This is a genomic window from Spirosoma litoris (assembly GCF_054776755.1).
Window position 1 is genome coordinate 47362 of record NZ_BAAHBI010000029.1, and the last position, 26095, is coordinate 73456.

Consider the following 26095-nt stretch of genomic DNA (forward strand, 5'->3'; position numbering starts at 1 on the left):
ATTGCCTGCCTGTCTGAGTATTTCTACAAAACTTTTCACATCGTACGCAACCCTTTCATAAAGCCTCCCGTATTGCCCACTGAACCGGTTCAACTGTTCTTTTTCTCACATTAAAACACAGTTGATAGAATGAAATCATTCATGTATGCTAATCGCTTCGTGGTGCTGACCAGCTTCTTAATGGTCGCATTGCTAAGTTGCAAGGATGAAGAAAATCCGACTACCGTGGCTTCGGTAGAAGTAGGTACAACTACACTCGGTAAGGTATTAACCGGCGAAGGTGGTAGAACACTTTACTTTTTTGCCCCCGACGTAGCGGGTGATGCAACCTGCTCGGGAACTTGTCGGGATAACTGGCCCATATTTTACCAGGAAAATCTTACACTTGGTAAAAGCCTGAAAGCGTCTGACTTTGCAACGATTACGCGGGCTGATGGTGCCAAGCAAACGACCTTTAAAGGCTGGCCGCTTTATTATTTTAAGAATGATGCAAAAGCGGGCGATGTGGCAGGGGAAAATGTGGGCAATGTATGGATGGTGGCCAAGCCAAACTACACGGTTCAGCTTGCATCGCGCCAACTAGTTGGTAATGATGGCAAAAGCTATACATTTGATACGAAAGAAGGTACGGGCAATTCTATCTTTTTGACCGATAGTACTGGGCGTACGCTTTATGCGTTTGCGAATGATAAGAAGAACGTTAACAAATACACCAAGTCCGATTTTAGCAATGACGGAACCTGGCCAATCTTCCAGGTGGCTACGCTCGGAGAAGTCCCTTCGGTACTGAAGAAAACAGATTTTGCAACGATTACGGTTTTTGGGAAAACACAACTTACCTACAAAGGCTGGCCGCTCTACTATTTTGGCTCAGATAATGGGCAGCGAGGGAGTACCAAAGGTGTGAGTGTTCCAAGGCCTGGTGTGTGGCCGGTAGTAAATGCTACCTCGGTTGATGCACCAAATCCATAAAAGGTAATTCTGGTTGGTAGGCGATTTCTAGCCATGAATAGTAAACTGTAAGCGATAACCCATAGATTGACTTGCTTTGTCCAACGCTCCTAACATACCGGCTTTAACCGACATTCTGGCGGGTTGTTTGCGCAACCACCGGCGAAGTCAGGAATTGCTGTACCGGCAGTTTTATGGGTATGCTATGAGCGTTTGTTTGCGTTATGCACCCACTCGCGATGAGGCTTTGGAAGTCCTGAATGATGGATTTCTGAAAGTCTTTACCCGATTGGAGCAGTATGACTCGGCGCAACCGTTTAAAGGCTGGCTTCGGCGCATTTTGATTAATTCAGCTATTGACCATTATCGGCAGGAAGTGCGTCACCAGCACGAAGATGTTGATAAGGTTGCCCAGATAGCTGTTTCAGAAGCGGCCGATGCATTCAGTCAATTGTCGCACGAGGAGTTACTAGGCTTCGTTCAACGCTTATCACCGGCCTATCGGCTTGTTTTTAATTTGTATGTTATGGAAGGATTTACGCACGAAGAAATTGCCACACAACTTGGCATTTCGGTTGGTGCGTCGAAATCGAACCTGGCTCGGGCGCGCGAAAATCTGCGCCAACTATTGAAACACATAAACTACGACGAGTATGCCAGAGCTAACCGATGACCAATTGGACGGGCTCTTCAGAAAGTCGGCAGAAGAGTTCGATACCCCGTTCGATCCGGCAGCCTGGCAGGACATGAAAGCCCGCCTGGATGCCAACGACCGCATCACACCCAGCGGTGCATTAAACTGGAAGAACCTGCTCCGTTGGGGCTTGCCTGTCGCGCTTTTGTTGCTGCTGACGGGTGGTAGCTGGTTTGTTTATCATAAAGCGAATTCTGGCCGTAAAGTTACCTCGTCGAAAAAGATAACAAGTTCTGGAACAGCCTTAACGAGTACCGCTAAAGGAGTATCGCAGGCCGAAACGCCCCGATTAGCCAATACAGAATCAGCAGAAACAAAACCTACGCGTTCTTCCGAACAACAGGTTAGAGAAGTTGGACAATTGGTTGATCGGGGAGAGACGGCAAGGGAGCCAGGTAGTTCAGAAAATCGACTTGAAAAATCGACTATCAGGCTTACCGAAACAACTTCGGCGAAGGCAACTGAGGCTCCCAATCGTACGGCAACGGAAGCCTCAGGGGTTAAGTCGCTTGCTAGTCCTAAAGGGAATTCTGCAACAAAACCAGTAACATCGGCGTACAGGCAAAAGGAAACAAAGGACAAGCCCCGGGCAAATGCTTCACGGCTTGCCAAAACATCCCTGGTGACCGATAACGCAGACCTACTGACGAATCGCCTAAATCGGCCGTTCTCGTCTGAAAATAAAAGTAGCTTAGCAAGCCGAAAACGGCGTAGTATTCAGCGAAATTCGGTTGCTTTTTCAACAGAAGCCTATGCGTTATCCTCTACTCCGTCGTTTAGTAAACGATCTGTAGCAAAAGGGCAGGAGCCCGGCACACCGGATGTTGCCTCTACCGAAAATAAGGTAGGTGTTGCTGAATCGAGTGAGGCTACCACTGAAGTATTACCAGAGATCAATGAACTGGCAAGTCGGCCAGCGCGTTGGCCAAAGTCGCTCACGTTTACGAATCGGTCGGTTGAAGCAGAACCTGCTCCTGTTTCCCAGCAAGTTACACCGAAGCTGCCGCCTATGCGGGGCTTGAGCGTTCGATTTGTGGTATCGCCCGATTTAAGTACGGTTGGCTTGAAAAACTTTGATCGTCCGGGTACAAATATTGGTCTATTACTGGAGTATCGGCTAGCGTCTCGGTGGAGTGTTCAGGCTGGCGTGATTAAGAGTACGAAAGTCTATAAAACCTTGCCGAGCGAGTATACGGCACCAGCGGCTTGGTGGCAACCGCCTATGAAATCGCCGGATATGGTTGATGGTCGTTGCAATATGTTCGATATACCGATCAATATACGCTACGATGTTGCTGTGATACCACGCTTGGACGAGCGACGATTGCCAACTCGCTGGTTTGTTAGTGCAGGCGTAACCAGTTATATCATGAAGCAGGAAGATTATACCTATACGTACCCTCCGCATACGTACAATCAACCTACCGAATGGAGTCCACCTGGTGGAGGTACGGGTGGCTATGGTTTCAGTAATTTAAACGTATCGATAGGCTACGAACGCTCCATCAGCCGACGGTTATCGTGGCAGGTTGAGCCATTTATGAAAGCACCCTTACGAGGAGTAGGTTTTTTTAAAGTCAATTTATTGAGCACCGGCGCATTTTTTTCTCTCCGCTATAAATTATGATGTGAACATTTACAGATGGTAGCCTACAGGAGGCTATTAATTAATGTAACTACATGAAAACAATCGACCAAATGAAAAGCAATCCAACAACCGGCCAAATGAATCGCGGAGAATTTATGCGTAGCCTTGGTATGAGCAGTGCCGCCCTGATGGCTTTCTACTGCATGGGAACCGGACTAACTGCCTGCTCGAAAAGTAGTAGCGATGGCACGCCGGGAGGTACAGTTGTAACGCCTGCGGCTGGCGTAACGGGCAATGCAGATGCTTCGGCTGGAACCGTTAGCTTTACCATTGATTTGACTAACTCAAATTATAGTAAGCTGAAAACAGCGGGTCAGTACGCAATTATTGGGAGCCTGATTGTAGCTAAAAGTACAAGTGGTTCATTCGTCGCGCTCTCCAAAACATGTACGCACGAAGGGACGGAAGTACAGTACCGAGCTACTCAGGACGACATCTATTGCTCAAATCATGGTTCAGAATACAGTCTGACCGGTGCTGTAGAAGTAGGCCCGGCTACTAAAGCCCTGACGCAATATAAAACATCCCTGAGTACGGATGGAAATACATTAACAGTGACTGCCTAACAACTAAATTTTGCTCGATGAAGTACATTCATGTTGCCGTGCTCCTGTGGCTCGGGATAGGAGGGCTCCGAGCCCAGGATTCGACGGCTGCTCGTCGGGATACCGTTATTGCACCAGCAAAAACCGATGCTTCGGCCACTGATTTGCTGGCTGGCCTTTCCGATTCGACCGAATCGCAACCGTTGTTGCCCCATAAAATGATTTTTACACAACGGGCATTTTGGGGACCTAAAGGGCTGTTGCGAACCATGAATATTGCGCCGTTAACGCCAGAAGGACGTGCGCATGAGCTGAAAATTCGACGAACTATGCTTGTGGCACACCAGATTGGTGGGTTTGTGACGCTAGCTGGATTTGTGGCTCAGGGACTTCTGGGAGCAAAACTATATAATGCCAAAGGGCAGGATTATGTCGATACCAAAAAATGGCACGAACGGTCGGCTGCGTTGATCAACGTTACCTATGGTACTACGCTGCTCCTGTCACTTACGGCCCCTCCGCCTGTAGTGGGTGCAAAAAAGGGTTTTACGTCAATAAAACTGCACAAGTATCTGGCCATTGTTCACTTAACGGGTATGGTAGCCACCAATATTCTTGCAGGTATGATTGATAACAATCCGGACCTGAAGCCTATCCATAGAGCGGCTGCCTATACCACGTTTGGGGCCTATGCGGCTTCGATACTTTCTTTAACATTCTAAGACCATGAAATATACGCTTAAGTATGGCTATTGGTTAGCCATCGGGATTCTCTTTGCCTTTACTTCGGCACCGATGACCAAGCGCAAGATTATGGCTGACAAAGCCTTATCGACGGTCACGTATTCGGCTAAGCATCCGTTGCATAAGTGGGATGGCGTAAGTAAAGAGGTAAACTGTGCCATCATGTACAACGACGATACCAAACAGCCCGAAAGCGTGGCTGTTTCCTTAAAAGTATCGTCGTTCGATAGTGATAACAACAACCGAGATTCGCACGCGATGGAAGTGCTGGATGGGCTGAAATACCCCAACGTTACGTTTGTTAGTTCGGATATTAAAGCGGGCGAAAATGGGACGTTGACCGCGAAAGGCACGCTTACCTTTCATGGTGTGGCCAAGCCGGTTACACTGGAGGCTACTCGCAAAGATGCTGGTGGTAAAATGACACTAACTGGCGAGTTTCCCGTAAACATGAGTGATTATAACATTGAACGACCATCGTTAATGGGTCTCAAGACTGAGGATGCAATGACGCTTAAGTTTAATGTGGTTTTTGGGTTGTAGCGTGATAAGGGGTATTCTATTTTTTGTCATTCCGACGTAAGGAGGAATCTTAAACTTGAGTATTAGGCAAGCTTGAGATTTCTCCTTACGTCGGAATGACAAAAAACTCTACGGATTTAACAAAACGATTACAGGATTTACCGAACATTTTTTAGGAGATGTCCAGTAAATCCTGTGATCGTTTTAGAGCGAAATAGACTTGTTTGTACATTGAGCTTAGCACACGATACCGCTAACCTATATGAGCAAACGACTAGTACTTCTTCTTACCCTGATCTCCCTCACGGCTTCTGCCCAAAAGCCAATTTCTCCCAAACAAATTCAGGAATTCGATGCCTATGTCGAAGCTGTTCGTAAGCAGTGGCAGGTTCCCGGTTTATCGATCGCCGTTGTCAAAGACAATAAAGTTCTTTTCACAAAAGGCTATGGCGTTCGCGAACTAGGCAAACCTGATCCGGTTGATACCCAGACGTTATTTGCCTGTGCCTCTACCACGAAAGCCATGACCGTTGCTTTGATGGGTATGCTGGTCGATGAAGGGAAACTTGCCTGGAATGACCCCGTTTCGAAATACTTGCCTGAACTACAACTGTACGATGCCTATGTTACTCGCGAACTGAAAATTCGTGATTTACTGATTCATGATACGGGCATCGGCAGCACCGATTTTATGACCGGAGCCATGACGATTCCGGTCAATGAAATGCTTCGTCGTATGCAGATGGTCAAGCCAAGTTATCCCTTTCGGGCTGGGTTTACCTATCAGAACACATTTTACTCAGCCGCCGGTCGTGTAATCGAACGAATTACTGGAAAAACATGGGCTGAATTTCTGAAAGAGCGAATCTTTACGCCCTTGGGAATGAACCGGACGGCACCCAAGCGAGGCTACATCAAAGACAATAACCTGACCAAACCGCACTTTACTATTAACGACACGATAAGAGTCATTGAGTATGGTGCCGATAGTGAAATTGGTTCGGCGGGAGCCGTCTGGTCGTCGGCGGAGGATATTAGCAAGTGGGTTATCTGTATGCTCGACAGTAGCAAATACAGCGGTGGTCGCTTGCTTAAGCCTGAAACCTGGGAAGAGATGTTTACGCCACAAACGTTTTTTCCCGAAGACGAGTACCCAACCATGCAAATCCTGAAACCCAACTGGCGAACATATGGCCTGGGTTGGTACCAGCACGATTACAAAGGCCATAAAGTTAATTTCCATACGGGTAGCCTATCAGGTCTGACGGCTATAACGGCGCAACTGCCTGATGCGAAACTGGGTGTTTACGTATTCGGCAATTACGACCACGCCGAAGTTCGCCACGCACTCGTTTATAAAACCTTCGACTGGTTTGCCTTAGGCGGTAATCGGGATTGGAGTGCCGAGTTTAAGACGCTCTATGATGGCTTAAAAGAACAGGGCAAAAAAGCCGAGAAAGCATTTCTCGACAAACGGGTGCTGAACACATCACCATCGCTGCCATTGGCAGCCTACGCCGGAAAATACACCAGCCCCTTGTATGGTAAGGCCGAAGTGAGTGTACAGGGAAATCAACTAGTTATCAACGTAAATGATAATAGCTTGAACGCGAATCTGGCGCACTGGCATTACGATACATTTTACGGGCCTTATACGAAAGCCTGGCTTGGGAAAGCCAGAGCCCGTTTTATCCTTGGTATATCCGGGAAGGTCGATACACTGGTTTTTGACCGGCTGGAGTTTAAAAAGGAGTTGTAGCGTGTTACCTAATGTATTCCGTGAAGTCGGGTTCTAAAACCCGACTTCACGAAGAAGTACGTCAGTTTTGGATTAGGCTGGATGTAAATCAACTGGCCACCGTCTGTCGTTTCAAGCCACGACCAACTAAACTGGCACTCACAATAATCAGTAACGACGCCAAAAAGAACGGGGCTCCGGGCAGATACAAGGGGGCTGCTGGTGACGTGAAAAATGAAAACAGATTGGTCATAATGAGCGGCCCGAAAATAGACGTCGTACTGGTCAGGCTGGTTAAGGCCCCCTGTAGCTCGCCTTGTTCATTCGCTGGAACCTGATTCGAGATAATTCCCTGAATGGATGGCCCCGCAATGCCACCCAGCGCGTAAACGACCATAAAGGCGAACATCATCCAGCTCTGATTAGCAAAGCCAAATAAGGCAAATCCAATCGCGCTGAACATCATGCCAACGTACACGGATTTTTCCTGACCTAATTTCGGAATAATAATCCGACTTAATCCTCCCTGCACAATCGCAAAAGAGAGCCCAATGGTAGCCAGCGACAAGCCAACTGTTTTCTCATCCCATTTGAATTTCTCCATCGTATAGAATGTCCAGGTTCCCTGCACCGCGAAACCGGCAATGTAAACCAGCACTAAAGAAGCCACCAGTCCTAGAATAACGGGATATTTACCTAATCGCATCAAAGACCCAACCGGATTGGCACGTTTCCAATCAAACGCACGACGATGTTCGGGAGCAAGTGATTCAGGTAGGATAAAAAAGCCATACAGGAAGTTAACTATTGTTAAGCCTGCCGCTACAAAAAACGGTACGCGCGGCCCATACTGCCCCAGGAATCCGCCAAGGGCTGGTCCTAAAATAAAGCCAACGCCAAACGCAGCCCCAACAAGCCCAAAGTTTTGAGCCCGTTTTTCGGGCGTGCTAATGTCGGCGATGTAAGCAGTAGCCGTTGTAAAGCTAGCGCCTGTAATACCCGCAATCAGCCGCCCGACAAACAACCATTCGATGGTTGGCGCAAAGCCCTGAAATACGTAATCGACGCCAAAACCGAATAACGAAAACAACAAGACTGGTCGTCGTCCGAAGCGATCACTTAATCCACCTAATATGGGTGAAAAAAGGAATTGCATGCCAGCATAGGAGAACGACAGCCAGCCCCCCCAGCTTGCCGCCTGACTAATATTGCCGTGAATGAGTTGTTCAATCAGTTTCGGGAAAACCGGAATAATAATTCCCAGCCCCGTAACATCAATAAGAAGCGTAATGAAAATGAATATAAGGGCCGGAGCGGTACGGTTTTTCATAAAGACAAAAGGAGTGAGGAGCGAGGAGTGAGGAGTGAGAAGTTGCTGACGCATGAAAACGGCCTATCAACAACTTCTCACTCCTCACTCCTCGCTCCTCACTCCTTCATAAAAATTATGCGTATGTATTCAACATCACGGGCATGACCAGCATCAGGATGTCTTCGTTTTCCTCTTTATCGGCCGGAATAAGCAGACCCGCACGATTGGGTGCCGACATTTCGAGAGAAATCATTTTGGCACTCAGGTTGCTCAATACCTCCGACATCAATTTGGCGTTGAAGCCAATTTCCATTGGATCGCCGTCGTAGTCGCAGAGGAGTTTCTCGTTGGCTTCGTTAGAATAGTCTAAATCTTCTGCCGAGATCGTCAGGGAGTTTGTCTTAAGCGATAACCGAATCTGATGCGTAGTGCGGTTGGCGTAAATCATAATCCGCTTCAGCGAATTCAACAGATCCGTCCGACCAATGGTCATCACGTTCGGGTTGTTGGTCGGAATGGCATTTTCGTAGTCTGGGAAACGCTCATCGATCAGGCGGCAGATCAATTGCGTTGGACCAAATGTGAACGATGCATTGGCTTGGCTAAATTCGGCAACGACAGCTACACCTTCAGGCAGCGAAGCCTTCAACAATTGCAGGGCTTTGCGCGGAATGATGATCGATGTGCTGGCCGACGATCCAAGGTCAGTCCGGCGGTAACGAATGAGTCGGTGGCCGTCCGTGGCTACGAACGTCGCGTTGTCATCATTGATCTGCAAAAGAACTCCCGTCATAGCCGGACGCAGATCGTCGGTGCTGGTTGCGAAAACCGTGTTGTTGATGGCGCTTAGCAATACGTCCGACGTCATTTCGACCGACATATTTTTGTTGACCGTTGGCAGTTTTGGGAAGTCAATCGGATTTTCGCCCGAGAGTTTATAGCGACCGTTGTCGGTCAGAATTTCGGTGCCGAATGTTTCGGTATCGATGTTTACGGTAACGGGCTGTTCGGGCAAACTGCGAAGCGTATCCAGCAATAATTTGGCGGGAATCGCAATCGCTCCATTTTCACTGGCATCGACCGGAATCTGCGTCGTCATCGTCGTTTGCAAATCGGAAGCCGTCACGGTAAGTGTCCCATCCTCAATGCGAAACAGGAAATTTTCGAGAATTGGCACAATTGGATTGGTTGCCACAACCCCGTTTATATGTTGAAGGTTTTTAAGCAGGACTGATGAGGAAACTATAAATTTCATGGGCCAATTGTCTAAGGCGGTTCATTAATGTATATGAGAGCAAAAGTAGCAAAAAAAGCCGAGAGCTTGTTCAGATTTTAATAAACGGAGATAGATAATGAAGGGTAGTGAACGGTAGGCCACCGCTTACTGTTCATGAGGTACTGATACCTGAAAAAATGGAAGCTGAAATCGTCAATCGCGTTGCCAATAGCGGCCTTGTTACACTTGATCTGGAAGATTATTACCACGCTGGTGAGCGAGTTGTTTATGACTTGAAAGACAACCTCTTCATGGGGTTAATTTTGAAAGAAAAAGACTTTCGGGCTTTTCTGAAAGAGCACGACTGGAGCCAATATACAGGCAAAAACGTAGCCATCACCTGCACCGAAGATGCCATTGTGCCCACTTGGGCGTATATGCTTCTGACGATTCAGCTACAGCCTTACGCTAATACCATTGTGTTCGGCAATCTGACTGACCTGGAAGAGAAGCTCTATTTTGATGCGATTGCCCAGATCAATCCCGAGGATTATCGCGATGCTCGTGTTGTGGTAAAAGGTTGTTCGAAAGTGCCTGTTCCAACGGCCGCTTATGTCGAAATCACACGTTTACTACGTCCCGTTGCTCAAAGCCTGCTTTTTGGAGAACCATGTAGCACGGTGCCGCTGTATAAACGGCCGAAGGCGTAATCATTCTGTTTTTACTTCGATAACGTTCACTCCGCCAGCTAGCGGAGTTTTTTTATGCTTTTCAGCCTCAATATAAACCGCCTGCAAAAGTTTGGTCATAGATTTCGAGTACTTTTATCATATTCGCTTTTTTGTAGCTAAAACCAAATACTCCCTACCTTCTTGTTATGCAACTCGAAATAAATAATTTAACTAAGACATATTCCAATGGCGTTCGGGCATTGAAAGGAGTTTCGCTCACCATCCCACAAGGTATGTTCGGTTTACTAGGGCCAAACGGAGCCGGTAAATCATCGCTGATGCGCACCATTGCCACGCTTCAGGAGGCCGATAGCGGCAGCGCCCGACTAACAGGTTTGCCTGAGGGCGACTTGGACGTATTGACCCAAAAAGATGCTGTACGTCGCGTATTGGGCTATTTGCCGCAGGAGTTTGGGGTATATCCACGCGTGACGGCCGAGTCTATGCTCGATCATATTGCGTCGCTCAAAGGGATTGCCAATAGCCGGGAGCGGAAAGAGATTGTGCAGGGATTATTGCAGAAAGTAAACCTGTATGAGGTCCGGAAGAAGAACCTCGGTACCTATTCGGGTGGTATGAAACAACGCTTCGGCATTGCGCAGGCGCTCATTGGCAGTCCAAGACTAATTATCGTAGATGAACCGACGGCTGGTCTGGACCCCGCTGAACGAAACCGGTTTCATAACCTGCTCTCCGAAATTGGTGAGAACACGATTGTCATTCTGTCGACACACATTGTCGAAGACGTCACGAATCTTTGCTCCGATATGGCCATTATTTGCCTGGGCGAAGTGGTGGCAACGGGCAATCCAAATGATCTGGTTAAAGACCTGAACGGGAAAATCTGGCAGAAATTTGTCGATAAATCCGAGATCGATACCTACCGCAAAACGCACCGGGTTATTTCGACCCAGCTTAAAGGCGGTAAAACCCGAATTCATGCTTACAGTGATGTGCCGCTGACCGACTTCGATGCGGTTACCCCTGATCTGGAAGACCTGTACTTCGCCAAGATTACGGAGAAAATGGATGTGGTGACGGTGTAAATGTAGTATTAGGAGTGAGAAGCGAGGAGTTGCTGACGCAAAACCTAAATAATTACCACCTTAAAACTTGTATTTGAATGGAGAAGTCTAAACATTTTCGTGAATTAATCGTCTGGCAAAAAGCGCATCAACTTGTGCTGACCATTTATAATCTAACCAAGGCTTTTCCTAAAGATGAATTGTTTGGTCTTACATCTCAACTAAGAAGAAGTGCGGTTTCTGTTCCAGCTAATATTGCCGAAGGTTATCGGAAACGAACAGTCCCAGATAAAGCAAAATTTCTAAACATTGCTCAAGGATCACTGGATGAAACGCACTATTATTTAATTCTGGCGCATGATTTAGGCTATGTTGATACAACAGCATTTCAAACTGACCTGGAAGAAGTAGCACGCTTGCTGAATGCATATTACACCGCCGTGAATAACCAGCGCTGACATTTTTGTGCGTCAGCAACTCCTCACTTCTCGCTCCTAACTCCTTCAAAAACCATGTTCCTCGAAATTTTCAAATTTGAGCTAGCGTATCGGTTGAAGCGACCGGCTACGTATCTCTACGCGCTCATTCTATTCCTGTTCACGTTTCTCTTTGTTATTTATGGCAGCGGTCCGGCGTCGGAGAAAACGAATATCAACTCGCCTTATGCCGTCAGTCAGTTTGTGGTGGTGATGACTATTTTCGGGATGCTGGTGGCCTCGGCCATCATGGGCGTGCCGGTTTATCGCGATATTGAACACAATACCAAAAACTACTATTTCAGCTTTCCCATTACCGAACGAGGCTATTTGCTGGGCCGATATTTCGGGTCGTTTGTGGTGTTGCTGGGCATTATGGCTGTTGGAATGCTCGGTATTGTCATCGGTTCGCTGTTGGGGCCAGTCTTTAACCTGGCTGATAATACCGAACGTTTTGGCCCGATTCGTTTCCGCGATTATGCCTATCCGTTTCTGGTGTTTGTTGTGCCGAACATGTTCCTGGTCGGCAGTATTTTCTTTGGCTTGGTCGCCTACTCGAAACAGGTATTCACGACCTACGCGGGTAGTATTTTGCTGTTCATCGCCTATCTGTTGGGGTCTACGCTCTCGCAGGATCTGGAGAATAAACAACTCGTCAACCTGCTCGATCCGTTTGGGTCGTATGCCTACGATACAGCCACCAAATACTGGTCGCCGGTGGAGCAGAATACGCTGCTGGCACCGTTGGAAGGCGATTTGCTTACCAACCGATTGATCTGGTTTGGAGTCGCGTTACTGGTGTTTGCCTTTACCGTGCTTCGCTTTAGTTTTCCCCGATTTCTGGCCATCAAGCTGGGTAAAAAAGCGAAAGATGAGGTTGAATCCGAGAAAGCTCCTGCGCTGGCGAGTTTACCAACGCCAACGCCCGTATTTCAGGTTGGAACCTACGTTCGGCAGATGTTTCAGCAGGCAAGTCTGGAGTTTCGGAGCATCGTTCGTGATCCCTATTTCATCGCCATTCTGCTGGGTGCCGTTTTGTTCCTGTTCTTGGATGGCTGGTTTGCTTCCGAAACCTACGGCACGCCTTCGTTGCCAACCACCTACGCCATGCTCGAAGCGCGAAACGGTACGTTTTTTTTCTTCGTACTTATTGTCCTGATCTTCTACACGGGTGAGGTCGTTCACCGCGATAAAGTTGTTCACTACGACGCCATTGCCGATGCGCTACCCGTACCCGACTGGATGAATTACGGGGCCAAACTGCTGTCAATGACGTACGTCTGTCTGCTGTTGAGCACGCTGATTATGATTTCGGGCGTATTGAACCAGACCGTCAAAGGTTATTTCAATTACGAGTTCCCGCTCTATTTCCGAGACATCTATGGCATTGCGTTTACTCAGTATTTCCAACTGGTGATGCTCGCCTTTTTCGTGCATACGATGGTCAACCAGAAGTTTGTGGGGCACATCGTTACACTGGCTACGTACATTGTCATCTGGGCGATTCCTCAGTTTGCCGAGTTCAACTACCGACTCGCCATTCCGTTCTCGGGTGGTTCGGTACAGATTTCCGACATGAATGGATTTGGCCACTATCTGGCGGCACTGGCGTCGTTCCGGTTGTATTGGTATGCGTTTGGGGGAATGTTGCTGGTATTGGCGCTCTGGTTCTGGAATCGTGGTGCCGATACGGCCTTTAAAGCCCGCTGGCAACTGGCCAAACAGCGCATGGGCCGATTATCAATGGTTTTGTTTGCGCTTGCCCTAATTGTGTTTGTGAGTATGGGGGCCTGGATTTATACCAACGTAAGCGTGAAAAATCGCTATTTATCGGTGGATGAGCAGCGGGAATTGCAATCGACGTTTGAGAAGAAGTACCATAAATACGTCGATGTGCTGCAACCAAAAATTACCAGTGCGAAACTCAATGTCGATGTATTTCCCGATGAGTTTAAGGCGGTGGCCACAGGCGTATTTATGATTGTCAATAAAGGGCACCAGCCGATTGATTCCCTGCACCTGACGATGCCCACCGACAATTTCCACAGGCAACTGACCAAGTTTTTGATAGACGGAAAATCTCCAGAAAAGATTCTTAATGACACGAACTTAGGCTATTACATCTACCGATTACCAAAACGTCTAAGCCCCGGCGATACGGCTCGAATGGACATGACCGTAACGGGCCAATACGTTGGGTTTGCCAATGGAAGCGATAGCCGGGATGTTGTTTCGAATGGTACGTTTTTCAATGTGGGAATTTTCCCCGGCTTTGGCTACGATGCGGGCCAGGAGCTAACCAGCGACAAATACCGGAAGAAATACGGGCTGCCCGTTAAGCAATGGACTGTGCCTGCCCAAAACGACTCGCTCGGCCTACGCGACTTCCTGTTTACCGACGATGCTGACTGGGTAACTTTTGAGGGCACCATCTCGACGACACCCGATCAGACAGCCATTATGCCCGGCGAGTTACTGAAAACCTGGACGGCCAACGGGCCCGATGGAAAACCGCGCAAGTATTTTCAGTATAAACTTCCCGGCTTCTCGGATTATTTCTTCAGCATGTGCTCCGCCCGCTACGGCGTAAAACGAGACACCTGGACGGGACCAAATGGACAAAAAGTGGCTCTGGAAGTCTACCATCATCCCGGCCACGATCGCAACCTGGATCGGTTTATTGCCAGCATGAAAGCCTCGCTGACGTATTACACGAAAAACTATGCGCCATTCCCGTACCCGGTGTTGCGGGTGCTGGAGTTTCCGCGCTATGCTACGTTTGCCCAGTCTTTCCCGACAACCGTGCCTTATTCAGAGGAGTTTGGCTGGGTCGGCGATTTTCACGACCCAAACAAGACGGATTATGCCTATTACGTAACGGCGCACGAGGTTGCGCACCAGTGGTGGGGGCATCAGATCATGCCCAGCCGGACGCGGGGAGCCAATCAGATTTCGGAAACAATGGCCGAATATTCAGCGCTGATGGTGCTTAAGCAACGCTACGGGGCCGATGCCATGCCGAAGTTTTTGAAATATAGCCTGGATCGCTACCTGCGTGGCCGGGCCAACGAAGACAAGTTCGAGGCCAATATGCTCGACAACGATACACGGTCGTATGTCTGGTACCAGAAAGGATCAATGCTGATGTATGCCTTGCAGGATTACATCGGTGAAGAGCGCGTCAATCAGGCTATGAACAACTACATGAAAGCGGCTCGTTTCCGTCAGAAAGCGCCTTTTACCACCTCACTCGAATGGTACAGTTTCCTTAAAGCCGCCACGCCCGATTCCTTGAAACCCTGGCTGACGGATAATTTCGAGAAGCTGACGCTCTACGACAACCGCATCACCAAAGCCGAAGCCAAGTCGATAGGCAACGGGAAATACAGCGTGAAGCTCTACATTCGAACGGCCACCGAGTATTATGACAAGACCGGTAAAGAACTGGCTAAAGGAAAAGGCCCCGTAATTGCCGATATTGCAGTACTGACCGACGATGGCAAAAACAAAGATGGCTTAACGACAAAAGTGCCTTTGCTGATGCAAAAACGCAGCCTGACACCCGGTGAGCATGTGCTTGAAGTAACCGTAAAAGGAAAGCCCGTGAAAGCGGGTATCGACCCCTACAATAAGCTGATCGACCGCGTTTCTGATGATAATCTGGTGAAGGTTGATATGTTATAAGTCATGAATAGATATTTGGATAAACTACTCGCGAGATTTCACCTCACCCCAACCCCTCTCCTGGTTTTCAGGAGAGGGGCTAAAAAACGGCAGATCTTTCTCCCCTCTCCTAGTTTTAGGAAAGGGGCTGGGGGTGAGGTGAAACGTCGTCAATTACTTACTCGCGCCATTGCTTTCACCTCCCTCACTTGCGTACTTGCTTTACTCGCCCTAACTCCCCCCGGCTACTGGCACCCCCCTGCCGATAGCCGTATTCCGGTTGGGGAGCTTGGCAAACAAATCCGGTATGGGCGTGAGCTGATCGCACATACCGCCAAATACCTTGGACCAAAGGGTTCGGTTAAGAAGTTGTCTAATGGCATGAACTGTCAGAACTGCCATCTTGATGCGGGTACGAAAGTATTGGGTAACAATTACTCCGGCGTGTTTTCGACCTATCCCAAGTTTCGGGAGCGGTCTGGGGCTGTCGAAACTATTGTCAAGCGGGTGTCTGATTGTTTTGAGCGGAGTCTGGCCGGTAAAGCACCCGATAGCACAAGCCGCGAGATGAAAGCGATTGTAGCCTACATGCAATGGTTGGGCACTGACGTCCCCAAAGGGCAACGGCCTGAAGGCGTCGGCCTTGCGAAACTCAACTATCTGGATCGGGCCGCTGATTCAACTAAAGGACGCATGGTGTATGTGGCTAAGTGTCAGGTTTGTCACGGAGCGAAAGGTGAAGGCATGAAAGTGGCGGGCTCGACCGAATACGTTTATCCACCCATGTGGGGACCGAACAGCTATAACGACGGCGCTGGGTTATTCCGCTTATCGGGTTTTGCGGGATACGTAAAAAACAACATGCCTTTCGGGGCCACGTACGAAAGCCCGCAACTGAGCGATGAGGAAGCCTGGGATGTAGCGGCTTTTGTAAATTCGATGCCTCGCCCGCACAAAGATCAAAGCAGCGATTGGCCTAAACTTGCCAGCAAACCCGTTGATTTTCCATTAGGTCCCTACGCCGACTCATTCAGTGAGCGCCAACACAAATATGGTCCGTATCAGCCAATTGCCGATGCGCGAAAAGCGAAGTAACTTTACTCAAAATCAAAAACTAAGAATCATGAAGAATTTCATTTACCTGTTCGTTCTGGCTTTCCTGACTGCTGTAGTGCCAGCTATAGCGCAAACGAGTGAAACAGGTACGTTTCAGGGAGCTCAGCCAACCAAGTCGCACTATCGCGCTGTTTATCAGTTGAATACCGCCGATACGGCTACCATTCGGCATGCGTTGGCCAATATTCAAAATGCGCTGAATGACCCTCGTCTCAAAGGAAAGTTAGAGGTTGAGTTAGTGGTTTATGGCGGTGCCAACATCGTTTATCGGAAAGACAAACCTTATTTTGAACAGGATATTGCCAAATTGCACAAGCAGGGCGTCATCATGGCCATGTGTGAGAATACCATGCGCATGCGAAAAATCAGCCGTGAGGAATTGTTCCCAATTGTCAGTTATGTACCCAGCGCCAACGGTGAGTTAATCATCCGTGATCAGGAAGGCTGGACAATTATTCGCCCGTAGTAATTTCTTATATATAAGTGGTGTCGGTTACTTACAACCGACACGGAAAGGTTTCTCAAAACCTTTAGAATATTTAACCAAAAGTGCCCGCTATGGTAATTCCGGCAGCGGGCACTTTTGGTTAATGCTGGTATAAACTCGTATTTTGGCATACGTTTAACAAAAGCCATTATGTTACGCTCGCTCGAAATCCGAAACTACCGCAACCTTCGCCACCTGACTATCGAAAAGTTAGGCCGGGTGAATTTGCTGGTGGGGAAAAATAATACGGGGAAGACGTCGGTGCTGGAAGCGATTAGTATTTTAGTACACAAAGCAAATCTTCAATGGATTAGTCAAATCTTTGAAGAGAGAGGAGAAGATGCTTCTCGAACTTCTACGATGGGAATTGAGCGGAGGATCGAATACAACCTAGAATTACTGTCAGGTTTGTTTTATGGGAGAGAATATAGTACAGAAAAACAGGCATCTATTTTAATATCTTCTGAAGAGACATTTCTAAGCCTTAGATTTATTTATTATGTAAAAGAAGAAATTCAAGATGAGGAAGGGTCTTATTCAAGAATTGTTACGGTTAATTCACCAAATGAGTCTGAAGGATTAGGGATAGAGATAATAGCAGATAAATCATTTCAAGTTATAACACTCGATAGAAATCTGAGTCGGCCTTTACGTTTCGGCAGTATATCGGAGAATGTACAATTTGTTAGATCAAGCGGAGTGACACGTGAGTCAAACGGTCGTTTATGGGATAAAATAACATCACCTGAAAGGAATAAATATGTTGAAGATGCTTTAAGGCTTGTTGAGCCTGATGTGGTCGGTTTACGTTATGTACTTCCTGATGTTGAATCTTATGGAACTCGGAAGAAAGACGAACGAATAGGAAGAGTACAATTAAAAGGCTCTGACAAACCTGTTTATTTACGTTCAATGGGCGATGGCATCAACCGCATTCTCACAATAATCCTCGCAATGGTCAATTGTGAAAACGGCTATCTACTCATCGACGAATTCGAAAATGGCCTCCATTATTCCGTTCAGGAAAAACTCTGGGAGATCATCTTTTATCTAGCTGAACGCCTTAATATTCAGGTGTTTGCAACAACACATAGTAACGATACGATAAAAGCGTTTGGTGAAGTCTCTAATTCGAAGTCTGCCTATAATGACGCTCAATTAATTCGGCTGAGAAATATAAAAGGTGAAATTTCGGCGGTGCTATTTAATGCACAAGATGTTGAAATCGCTACAGAAACAGATTACCTCGACTTACGCTAATCCATGCCAGAGAAACTTTTATTAGTCGAGGGCGATTTCGACAAATACTTTATTGGTGAGCTGATTAGGCAAACGCCGAATGAAGCCGGAAACGTTGTTATCGAGCCATTCAAAAAAAAGCACGAAATCGGCTTGAAGGCGGATGAACAAGGAATCTACACGTTACTTAGAAATCTGCCTGTCACACTTAGAGCAACCGACCCCGATCATATTCTCGGAATAGTTGTTGATGCAGATATTAATTCGTCTGGCCGCTGGCAACGAATTCGAAAAATCCTGACCGATGCAGGGTATGAAAACCTCCCAGATACTTTTCCGAATGGCTTAGTCATACCGACGAATGACATATTGCCACGCTTTGGTTTGTGGATTATGCCTGACAATCAGGAAGAAGGTGTCATTGAAAATTTCATCCGCGAATTAATTCACGAACAGGATAAACTACAGCCAGAAGTTGATGCGGCCTTACATACGCTTCAAACGAAAGAATTGCAATTATTTACGAATGTTCATCGCCCCAAAGCGTTTATTCGAACTTGGTTAGCTTGGCAGGAAAAACCTGAAATGTCATTTGGCGTTGCTATCTCTAAGAGAGTTCTGACAACAGATGCCGACCTCTGCCGTCGCTTCGTCAACTGGCTGAATTTGCTCTTTAACGCCCAATAGCCATGCTTGATTTTCGCCTGAATGTCTTCTACACCGTTGCCAAGCGACTTAGCTTTACTAAAGCCGCTGCTGAGTTGTATGTGACACAACCGGCTATCACAAAACACATTCAGGAACTTGAACACCAGTTTGGTACGGCCCTGTTCGACCGGCGGGGCAACCAGATTAGCCTGACGGCTGCCGGAAATTTGCTGCTCAGTCATGCCGAAACCATCATGGCCACATATCGGCAACTGGAGTTCGATATGAATGCGCTCAAAGGGAAACCGGCTGGGGCGCTTCGGGTTGGGGCGAGTACAACTGTGGCTCAGTATGTGATTCCGCCGGTGCTGGCTCGCTTCCATGAGCAGTCTGCCGATGTGGCCATCTCGCTTTTGAGCGGTAATACCGAACAGATTGAGCAGCGATTGCTCAACAACGATATTGATTTAGGGCTGGTAGAAGGTCGAACGCACCACAGCGACATTCGCTACACGTCCTTTGTAAAAGACGAACTCGTGCTCATCTGCCGTGCCGATCACCCATTGGCCGACCGCGATGAGATTACGCTGGAAGAACTGCGGGAAGTCCCCATCGTTCTGCGCGAACGGGGGTCCGGTTCGTTGGAAGTAATTGAGCACGCACTTCGGGGTGTTGGTCTACGGTTGACGGATTTAACGGTTGAAATGCAGTTAGGGAGTACCGAAAGTATCAAATCATACCTTGGAAGTTCGCGCTGTATGGCGTTTGTTTCTGTCTTTGCAGTACAGCACGAATTACAGGCAGGAACGTTGAAAATCCTGGACGTACAGAACCTGTCGATCCACCGGGATTTTTACTCGATCCAATTACAAGGCGTTAGCGAAGGGCTGGCCGACACATTCATGCGTTTCGCCCGCCAGCATTATAAGCGCGGGTAATATGTGGCGTGGAGCAGGGTTTCCAACGACCTCCACGCACCGCGCTCCCTGCTCCACGCCACATATTACCCCACCTTATACAACCACACTCGCCAATAGCTTTCAGGTTCGTCAAACACTTTTTCCAGATGGAGTCTGTTTTCAGCAGCGTTATGGATGGGCACGGCCGAAATCACATATTGGCCATTCAGAGCCGTTAGCGCATTGGTATTGATTTGCAGATGACTTACTGACCGGTTCTGCGTTTTCCCGAACAGATAATTCATACCCAACTCTGCCGTGTAGAGATAAGCCCGACAAGCGTAGGCGTCGTAATAAACGCGCATTTGTCGAGTGCCTTTTGCTAGCTCGGCCGCAATGATTTTTCGGAAGGCGTATTTGTAGGGGAGGGGGTAATTGTTCTGGTAACTGTCCAGCGTATAGAACCCATTGAACTGCGCCACGGACGGATGCATCCCCAAACAAATAACCCGGTAATTAGGCTGCGGTCGGCCGATGTAATTGCGGATTTGTGCAAACTGCTTCTCTGCAAAAAACGCCCGAAATGAAGGTTGTTTGGCTTCGCTGATCGAGCCCGTCATCTTCTCAATATTAATTCGCCATTCTTTATTGGCAAAAATCATCAGCACAAGCTGTACAGCCAGAAACAGTCGGTTCAAAGCTGTATTTGGCCGGAACTGGCGCAGTGAGCACGCAAACAGAAAAAACCAGAGCGTTGGAAGCAGGAAATAGAATCGGTCGAATTGAAAAACGCGAAATTTTAACCCCAACGAACTGTCGCCCAACCAGACGACCAGATAATGATAGAGTCCGTGAATTAGGCAGATAACGATTGCCAGAATCGGTAAGCCAATGAGCCACTGCACAGCCCTGAAATCGCGTCGTGTATAAGCTCTCCAGGCACTCAATCCCGCAACAATCAAAATCCAGGCTGTAAAAAAAGCACCCGTGTTGAACATCGGCCAGAGGTATAAATCGATGCTTCGGCGTAGGCTGTCAACGAGTTTCATGGAGCGCAATTGACTATAGTCAAATTCGATGCGCTGCGAAATATAGGTCTGGTTGACGAAGCCATAAATCAATTCCCATTCGCTGGCCAGATATAATAGCGAGAGTAGCAATAACGCATTTATGTAGCCCCAATTGATTTGTCGAAGCCGAAGCATGCTCCAAAGACCGATAATGCCCAGCGCAACGCAGATAAATAGACCTGCCCAAACGAAAAAGGAGTAAAACGGGAACAAGGCAATAATCAGCCAATCGGACCAGTGCGAGCGTTTTTGTAACAGATTGATGAATACAAATAGCAACAACGGTTGCCCGGTTACCGACGCGCCATGAACAATGTAACAGGGTACAAGCGCGAACAGAAATGCCAGTGCCACTCGTGTGAATGCCCACTTGGATTCGGCTAAAACGTGCCTTTTTAGCAACAGATACATCCCGATGAACCCAATACCGTGAACCGCTGCAAAATTGACGACCTGCGCTGCATAGGGAGGAAGTAACCAAAACGAGAGTACTTCAAGGTTCAATCCTGTCCGAAACGCCGATCGTGGAATGCCTGTAAATTGCCCTCCACTCATCATATTTGGAATGATCGTTTTCAGGTCAAAATCGAAGGCGGTTTTGGTGAGTTTGAGCAGGTATAAGTACAGAAAATCACTGTCCAGATTATCGTGAATTGTCAGGTGAGCACCTTCGCCAAGCCAGATATAGGGGAAAACGTAAAGGGCTAATAAGCCAATAGCGACGAGTAGATACGTTTTTTCAGAAGATGAACGAGAAGGCATAGTATTGCGAAAGTACTGAAATTCGCTGAGATGACTGGATGGTCTATAAGCCATTTGGTTTTTTGTACTTTTACAGACAGAAATCGAATCATCATGCAAACACCATCTACGTTACAGTTAGTAGCCGCAATTGTCCTGACCGTAACTTCAGTACAGGCGCAAACCCGTTCTGCAAAAGCCTCGTCTACGGCCAAAGTCGTTGTTACGCCTAAACTTCCTGAATTCACCATGTCTCGGGCTGAAGTAGAGGGGCACATGCGCTTTCTGGCTTCCGATGAGCTGGAAGGCCGTCGGACAGGTGAACAGGGAAATCGGGTTGCTGCCCGTTACATAGCCGAACAGTTTCGGCAATTGGGCCTGAAGCCAGCTGTAACGACTGATGGACAGCACGATTACCTGCAACCCATAACCTTCGAACGAGTTAAGGCGGCTAGCACAGCTACCATGATTGTGGGTAAAGATACCCTGCAGCTTGGCAAAGATATTTTGGTAATGGCGGGTGGACCAACGTCTCTTTCGGGTGAGGTGATGTATATCGGCTATGGCTTGACCGATGGCGAAGACGGCTACAAAGGGCGTGATGTAAAAGGCCGAATTCTGATCGCACAGGGTGGTTCGCCTGAGGCAAAAAGCCCTCGCGAACTTATCGGTGCATCGGCTGCAAAACGAAAACTGGCGACCGAAAAAGGGGCGACTGCCCTGATTGAACTATACAGCGAAGCATCGCCCTGGGGCTTAGTAAGCCAGTATCTCAACCGAGAGCAAATGAGTATTGCCACGGGCGATAACAGTGCCGCCATGCCGATTGCGCATCTATGGATCAATAACGCCAACAATAAGTATAAGCAGCTAAAGGAGGCAGGGCAGCGTGTCTCGCTTCAAACATCAGGACGCCTGCGTACCAGGGCGGTTTCATCTAACGTGGCGGGTATTATCGAAGGCACTGACCCAAAGCTGAAAGATGAATACGTTATACTGTCGGCGCACTTCGATCATGTGGGGATAGGTAAACAGGGTGGTGCTCCTTACCAGCCTGCCGATAGTATTTTTAATGGCGCACGCGATAATGGAATTGGTACTGTAGCCATTCTGGAAGCCGCTAAAGCCCTGAGCTTGCAACGCCCCAGCCGATCGATTCTCGTGTTAGCGCTAACTGGCGAAGAAGTTGGTTTACAGGGGAGTAAGTATTATGCCGAACATCCCTTAATACCTTTGAAGCAAACGGTTTTTGATCTGAATACTGACGGCGCTGGTTATAGCGATACAACAGTTATATCGGTTATTGGGCTTGAACGTACCGGTGCAAAAGCCGAAATCGAAGCGGGAGCTAAAGCGTTTGGCTTGGGCGTTTTTGCTGAACCTGCCCCAGAACAAGGCTTATTCGACCGGTCGGATAATGCGAATTTTGCCGCAAAAGGTGTTCCGGCACCAGACTTTGCACCGGGTTTCAAATCGTTTGATGCCGAGATTGCCAAATATTATCATCAAGCTGCCGACAATCCCGAATCATTGGATTTTGGTTATCTCCTCCGATTCTGTCAGGCTTATGCCCATTCTGCCCGTCTGATTGCCAATCGCCCAACCCGTCCACAATGGTCGGCAGGAGATAAATACGAAGCGGCAGCCAAAGCGTTGTACGGATATTAGTAGAGTTTGCGTTGAAATGCTTTTTACTACGAATACGCTTGCCGATTAACCCGGATACAAACCGTCCGACAAAAGAGAAAACTAAACATCGAAAGTCAACGTTTATTGACTATTAACGATACGCCGATATGTTGCTTAAATATTTGTTTATCATCACCCTAATTATTCTGTTTGTGCCGCCGGTACGCCGATTTGTATTTTACCTGTTGGTAGGCCGACAATTAGTGAAACAGCAGAGGGCGCAGGGTGGTAGCCGAAGTGGTAACCGGGAAGGTGAAGTACGCGTAGAGAACCGCTCCGCAAAAGATACAGGCACCCGCTTTAAAGGGGGTGAATACGTTGATTATGAGGAAGTGAAATAGCGATGTTAGCATAAACTAAATATGTCCGCCAAACCTCGGTTCGGCGGACATATTTAGTTTACAGGCGTCTCTTCTTCTTTCTTATACTTGACCGCTACACCGGTCATCAGATAGCCATTATCGGTTGTCGAGGTGTAGTAGGTATATTTAACGGCTACCAGCGCATCAGCACCGAGCTTTTTGGCCTGCATGGTCAGGCGGGCCAGCATCAGGTCTTTTTGCTGCATATCGTTTCCCCGGCCAACCATACGCTGATTTTTTGATTGACGGTCGGTTAGCGGCACTTCGCCTTTTACTTCCAAATCTTGCATAGGTGCAAACGGACGGTCGGGCCGCTGATTGTCGTAAAAAACATCAACCGGATAGTGGGTCTTGTGATTTAAATAAGCGATAGGTTGAAAACAGCTTGTTAGGGCCAATAACAACACCAGAAACACGTATAATCTATTCATAGTGGTTCATTTTATAGTCATTAAATCAGTCCGGCTAAAACCTCTGCGACTACTCTCGGATAATGTTCATGCTCCAATACCTGTACTTTTTTAGCAACATCATCGGGGGTATCGGTCGGTACAACCGGACAATGAGCCTGGAAAATAATCTGACCTTCGTCGTAATGCTCGTTTACGTAGTGAATCGTAATGCCAGACTCAGTTTCGCCAGCGGCCACTACGGCTTCATGAACGAAGTGCCCATACATGCCCTTCCCACCAAATTTAGGCAATAAAGCTGGGTGAATGTTAACAATTTTATTCGGGAATGCCCGGACTAAATCGGCTGGCATCAGCCACATGAAACCGGCTAATACAATTAAGTCAACGTTCTGGTTAAGAAGAAGTTGTGTAATGCGATTTGTGTCGTAAAAAGTTTTTCGATCGAAGAGCAAAACCGGAATATGCAGTCGGCGGGCGCGGTCGATTACACCGGCTTTCGGATTGTTTGACACAATCAGCGAAATCTCTACTTCGGCGTTACCCGCAAAATAATCAGCAATTTTTTCGGCATTCGAGCCGGAACCGGAAGCAAACAGGACGATGCGTTTCAAGAGGATTTGATCATTAATGTGATGTCGGATTCTTAAACCCGACATTTCGCGTCAGCCAGTATGTCGGGTTTGAGAATCCGACATCACAGAACAGAGCCAAAATTACAACTTTTGCCTATTTTTGTGGATACTCGCTCGAATCTGATGCTGGCAACGAATCAACTCACGTTTGAATACGGTCCTGCGAAACAGTTTACGTTTCCAGGTGTCCAATGTGCTAATCGCGAAGCCCTTCTGATTCTGGGAAGGTCTGGCACTGGCAAAACCACATTTCTGCATTTACTGGCTTTACTGCTAAAGCCGAAAAGCGGCTCGGTCGTGATTGACAAAACCGATCTGACAAAACTCAGTGTGGCCGAAACGGCTGCATTCCGGGCTAAACACGTCGGAATTGTTTATCAAAAGCCCCATTTTGTCAGCGCTTTGTCTGTTATGGACAATCTGCTAATGGCGAATTATCTGGCGAACAAACCACAGGATAAAAGCCGTGCCAGAGAGCTGGCCAATCAATTAGGTTTCGGTGATCACCTCAATAAGAAAACCAACCAACTTAGTCAGGGCGAGCAGCAACGGGTAAGTATTGCGCGAGCCGTTATGAATCAGCCCGATGTTATTCTGGCCGATGAGCCAACATCTAGTCTCGACGATGAGAATACAGACCGTGTTGTGCAACTCTTGCGCGAACAGTCGGAGCAAATTGGGGCCAGCCTGATTGTTGTTACGCACGATCAACGTTTAAAAGATGCCTTTCAAAATAGAGTTATCCTGTAAGGGCATTCCGTCCGGTTCATCTATGCGCAAATTTCTGGTTCTGCTTTTCTTGATTCCCATTCTTTCTGTTGCTCAAAATCGGAAGAAGAAAGACTATCTCGTTTCACTCAATACTACATTTGGCACCATGCGGCTGGTGCTATACGACCAAACGCCCCAGCATAAAGAAAACTTCATAAAGCTCGTTAATCAGAAGTTTTATGATAGCCTGTTATTCCATCGAATTATTCCTCTGTTTATGATTCAGGGGGGCGATCCAAAATCGAAGCAAGCCCAGCCCGATCAGCCACTCGGAAATGGTGATGTGGGCTACAAAATTCCGGCAGAATTTGTCCCGTCGCTCTTTCATAAAAAAGGCGCTTTGGCGGCTGCCCGCGACGGTAATCCTGAAAAAGCATCGAGCGGTTGCCAGTTTTATATCGTGCAGGGACGTGTTTGGGATGACGCTAGTCTGCAAACTCAGCTGGATCGCATTCAAACCATGAAAGGGCGTTTGCCAACTGATGAACAAAAACAGGTTTATAAAACGCTTGGTGGCGCTCCGCATTTAGATGGCAACTACAGCGTTTTTGGCGAAGTAATTGATGGCTTAGCCATTGTTGATAGCATTGCCAAACAGCCTCGCAACGAAATGAATCGCCCGGATAAAGATATTCGCATGACGATGACCGGCGAGTGGATTAAGAAAAAGAAAATTACAAAGCAGTATAATTATCAGTATGTAGTAGTTAGGAGCGAGAAGTGAGGAATTACTGCCGCGAAAAATCTATTCGTGTTCGTACTT

25 protein-coding genes are annotated in these 26095 nt (G+C 47.6%); 20 read left to right on the top strand and 5 right to left on the bottom strand.

The window, feature by feature from the left end:
- The first annotated feature begins 129 nt into the window (after nucleotides 1-129).
- The 7 genes from ACYVGR_RS17155 to ACYVGR_RS17185 all read left to right on the top strand — a co-directional run bounded on the left by ACYVGR_RS17155 (nucleotide 130) and on the right by ACYVGR_RS17185 (nucleotide 6863).
- Nucleotides 130-972: a hypothetical protein gene (locus tag ACYVGR_RS17155; RefSeq protein ID WP_460958826.1), complete on the top strand. Its 843-nt coding sequence runs from the start codon at nucleotides 130-132 to the stop codon at nucleotides 970-972.
- Between the two features lie 76 nt (nucleotides 973-1048).
- Nucleotides 1049-1624, top strand: coding sequence for an RNA polymerase sigma factor (locus ACYVGR_RS17160; protein ID WP_182459080.1), 576 nt, complete (start codon nucleotides 1049-1051; stop codon nucleotides 1622-1624).
- Nucleotides 1605-3272, top strand: a complete 1668-nt coding sequence (locus ACYVGR_RS17165) for a hypothetical protein (RefSeq protein ID WP_460958828.1) — start codon at nucleotides 1605-1607, stop codon at nucleotides 3270-3272. The genes ACYVGR_RS17160 and ACYVGR_RS17165 overlap by 20 nt, the downstream gene beginning before the upstream one ends.
- A 53-nt stretch (nucleotides 3273-3325) precedes the next feature.
- Entirely contained in the window at nucleotides 3326-3859 is a 534-nt protein-coding gene (locus tag ACYVGR_RS17170; RefSeq protein WP_460958830.1) for a QcrA and Rieske domain-containing protein, read from the top strand.
- A 17-nt stretch (nucleotides 3860-3876) separates the two neighbouring features.
- Entirely contained in the window at nucleotides 3877-4560 is a 684-nt protein-coding gene (locus tag ACYVGR_RS17175) for a hypothetical protein (protein WP_460958832.1), read from the top strand.
- A gap of 4 nt (nucleotides 4561-4564) precedes the next feature.
- Nucleotides 4565-5125, top strand: a complete 561-nt coding sequence (locus ACYVGR_RS17180; protein ID WP_460958834.1) for a YceI family protein — start codon at nucleotides 4565-4567, stop codon at nucleotides 5123-5125.
- A 241-nt stretch (nucleotides 5126-5366) separates the two neighbouring features.
- Nucleotides 5367-6863: a serine hydrolase gene (locus tag ACYVGR_RS17185; protein ID WP_460958836.1), complete on the top strand. Its 1497-nt coding sequence runs from the start codon at nucleotides 5367-5369 to the stop codon at nucleotides 6861-6863.
- An 88-nt stretch (nucleotides 6864-6951) separates the two neighbouring features.
- On the opposite strand, the gene ACYVGR_RS17190 is transcribed toward ACYVGR_RS17185, so the two are convergent.
- Both ACYVGR_RS17190 and dnaN read right to left on the bottom strand, forming a co-directional pair.
- Nucleotides 6952-8172 carry a TCR/Tet family MFS transporter gene (locus ACYVGR_RS17190; protein WP_460958962.1) on the bottom strand — a complete coding sequence of 407 codons (1221 nt, stop codon included), beginning with the start codon at nucleotides 8170-8172 and terminating at the stop codon, nucleotides 6952-6954.
- A 115-nt stretch (nucleotides 8173-8287) separates the two neighbouring features.
- A complete protein-coding gene (dnaN, locus tag ACYVGR_RS17195) occupies nucleotides 8288-9409 on the bottom strand; it encodes a DNA polymerase III subunit beta (protein WP_460958838.1) in 1122 nt (373 codons plus the stop codon).
- Between the two features lie 158 nt (nucleotides 9410-9567).
- Between dnaN and ACYVGR_RS17200 the strand changes: the two genes are divergently transcribed.
- The 9 genes from ACYVGR_RS17200 (at nucleotide 9568) to ACYVGR_RS17240 (ending at nucleotide 19693) form a co-directional block, all read left to right on the top strand.
- Nucleotides 9568-10080 (top strand): DUF2480 family protein, encoded by a 513-nt coding sequence (locus ACYVGR_RS17200; RefSeq protein ID WP_460958840.1) that lies wholly within the window; start codon nucleotides 9568-9570, stop codon nucleotides 10078-10080.
- A gap of 167 nt (nucleotides 10081-10247) precedes the next feature.
- The gene (locus ACYVGR_RS17205; protein ID WP_460958842.1) at nucleotides 10248-11147 is read left to right on the top strand and encodes an ABC transporter ATP-binding protein; all 900 of its coding nucleotides are present in this window, start codon (nucleotides 10248-10250) and stop codon (nucleotides 11145-11147) included.
- Between the two features lie 77 nt (nucleotides 11148-11224).
- On the top strand, nucleotides 11225-11584 hold the full coding sequence (locus ACYVGR_RS17210) for a four helix bundle protein (protein WP_460958844.1): 360 nt from the start codon (nucleotides 11225-11227) through the stop codon (nucleotides 11582-11584).
- Nucleotides 11585-11638: 54 nt separating this feature from the next.
- A complete protein-coding gene (locus ACYVGR_RS17215; protein WP_460958846.1) occupies nucleotides 11639-15286 on the top strand; it encodes an ABC transporter permease/M1 family aminopeptidase in 3648 nt (1215 codons plus the stop codon).
- A gap of 3 nt (nucleotides 15287-15289) precedes the next feature.
- Complete coding sequence (locus ACYVGR_RS17220) at nucleotides 15290-16360, top strand: c-type cytochrome (RefSeq protein WP_460958848.1); 1071 nt, start codon at nucleotides 15290-15292, stop codon at nucleotides 16358-16360.
- 28 nt (nucleotides 16361-16388) lie between these two features.
- Complete coding sequence (locus tag ACYVGR_RS17225; RefSeq protein ID WP_460958850.1) at nucleotides 16389-16847, top strand: DsrE family protein; 459 nt, start codon at nucleotides 16389-16391, stop codon at nucleotides 16845-16847.
- Nucleotides 16848-17018: 171 nt separating this feature from the next.
- A complete protein-coding gene (locus ACYVGR_RS17230; RefSeq protein WP_460958852.1) occupies nucleotides 17019-18128 on the top strand; it encodes an AAA family ATPase in 1110 nt (369 codons plus the stop codon).
- Nucleotides 18129-18131: 3 nt separating this feature from the next.
- Nucleotides 18132-18794 (top strand): DUF3226 domain-containing protein, encoded by a 663-nt coding sequence (locus ACYVGR_RS17235; protein WP_460958854.1) that lies wholly within the window; start codon nucleotides 18132-18134, stop codon nucleotides 18792-18794.
- A gap of 2 nt (nucleotides 18795-18796) precedes the next feature.
- Entirely contained in the window at nucleotides 18797-19693 is an 897-nt protein-coding gene (locus ACYVGR_RS17240) for a LysR family transcriptional regulator (RefSeq protein WP_460958856.1), read from the top strand.
- A 65-nt stretch (nucleotides 19694-19758) separates the two neighbouring features.
- Here ACYVGR_RS17240 and ACYVGR_RS17245 read toward each other — a convergent pair whose 3' ends face one another.
- On the bottom strand, nucleotides 19759-21486 hold the full coding sequence (locus ACYVGR_RS17245) for a DUF6044 family protein (protein ID WP_460958858.1): 1728 nt from the start codon (nucleotides 21484-21486) through the stop codon (nucleotides 19759-19761).
- A gap of 93 nt (nucleotides 21487-21579) precedes the next feature.
- Here ACYVGR_RS17245 and ACYVGR_RS17250 point away from each other — a divergent pair, with 93 nt between their 5' ends.
- Together ACYVGR_RS17250 and ACYVGR_RS17255 are read left to right on the top strand one after the other, a co-directional pair.
- Nucleotides 21580-23133, top strand: coding sequence for a M28 family peptidase (locus tag ACYVGR_RS17250; protein WP_460958860.1), 1554 nt, complete (start codon nucleotides 21580-21582; stop codon nucleotides 23131-23133).
- Nucleotides 23134-23261: 128 nt separating this feature from the next.
- On the top strand, nucleotides 23262-23495 hold the full coding sequence (locus tag ACYVGR_RS17255; RefSeq protein ID WP_460958862.1) for a DUF4834 domain-containing protein: 234 nt from the start codon (nucleotides 23262-23264) through the stop codon (nucleotides 23493-23495).
- 53 nt (nucleotides 23496-23548) lie between these two features.
- On the opposite strand, the gene ACYVGR_RS17260 is transcribed toward ACYVGR_RS17255, so the two are convergent.
- Together ACYVGR_RS17260 and purN are read right to left on the bottom strand one after the other, a co-directional pair.
- Nucleotides 23549-23947: a hypothetical protein gene (locus tag ACYVGR_RS17260; protein WP_460958863.1), complete on the bottom strand. Its 399-nt coding sequence runs from the start codon at nucleotides 23945-23947 to the stop codon at nucleotides 23549-23551.
- Nucleotides 23948-23967: 20 nt separating this feature from the next.
- Complete coding sequence (gene purN / locus ACYVGR_RS17265) at nucleotides 23968-24540, bottom strand: phosphoribosylglycinamide formyltransferase (protein ID WP_460958865.1); 573 nt, start codon at nucleotides 24538-24540, stop codon at nucleotides 23968-23970.
- A 144-nt stretch (nucleotides 24541-24684) separates the two neighbouring features.
- Between purN and ACYVGR_RS17270 the strand changes: the two genes are divergently transcribed.
- Together ACYVGR_RS17270 and ACYVGR_RS17275 are read left to right on the top strand one after the other, a co-directional pair.
- Nucleotides 24685-25311: an ATP-binding cassette domain-containing protein gene (locus ACYVGR_RS17270; protein WP_460958964.1), complete on the top strand. Its 627-nt coding sequence runs from the start codon at nucleotides 24685-24687 to the stop codon at nucleotides 25309-25311.
- Between the two features lie 22 nt (nucleotides 25312-25333).
- Entirely contained in the window at nucleotides 25334-26056 is a 723-nt protein-coding gene (locus ACYVGR_RS17275; RefSeq protein ID WP_460958866.1) for a peptidylprolyl isomerase, read from the top strand.
- The last annotated feature ends 39 nt before the right edge of the window (nucleotides 26057-26095 follow it).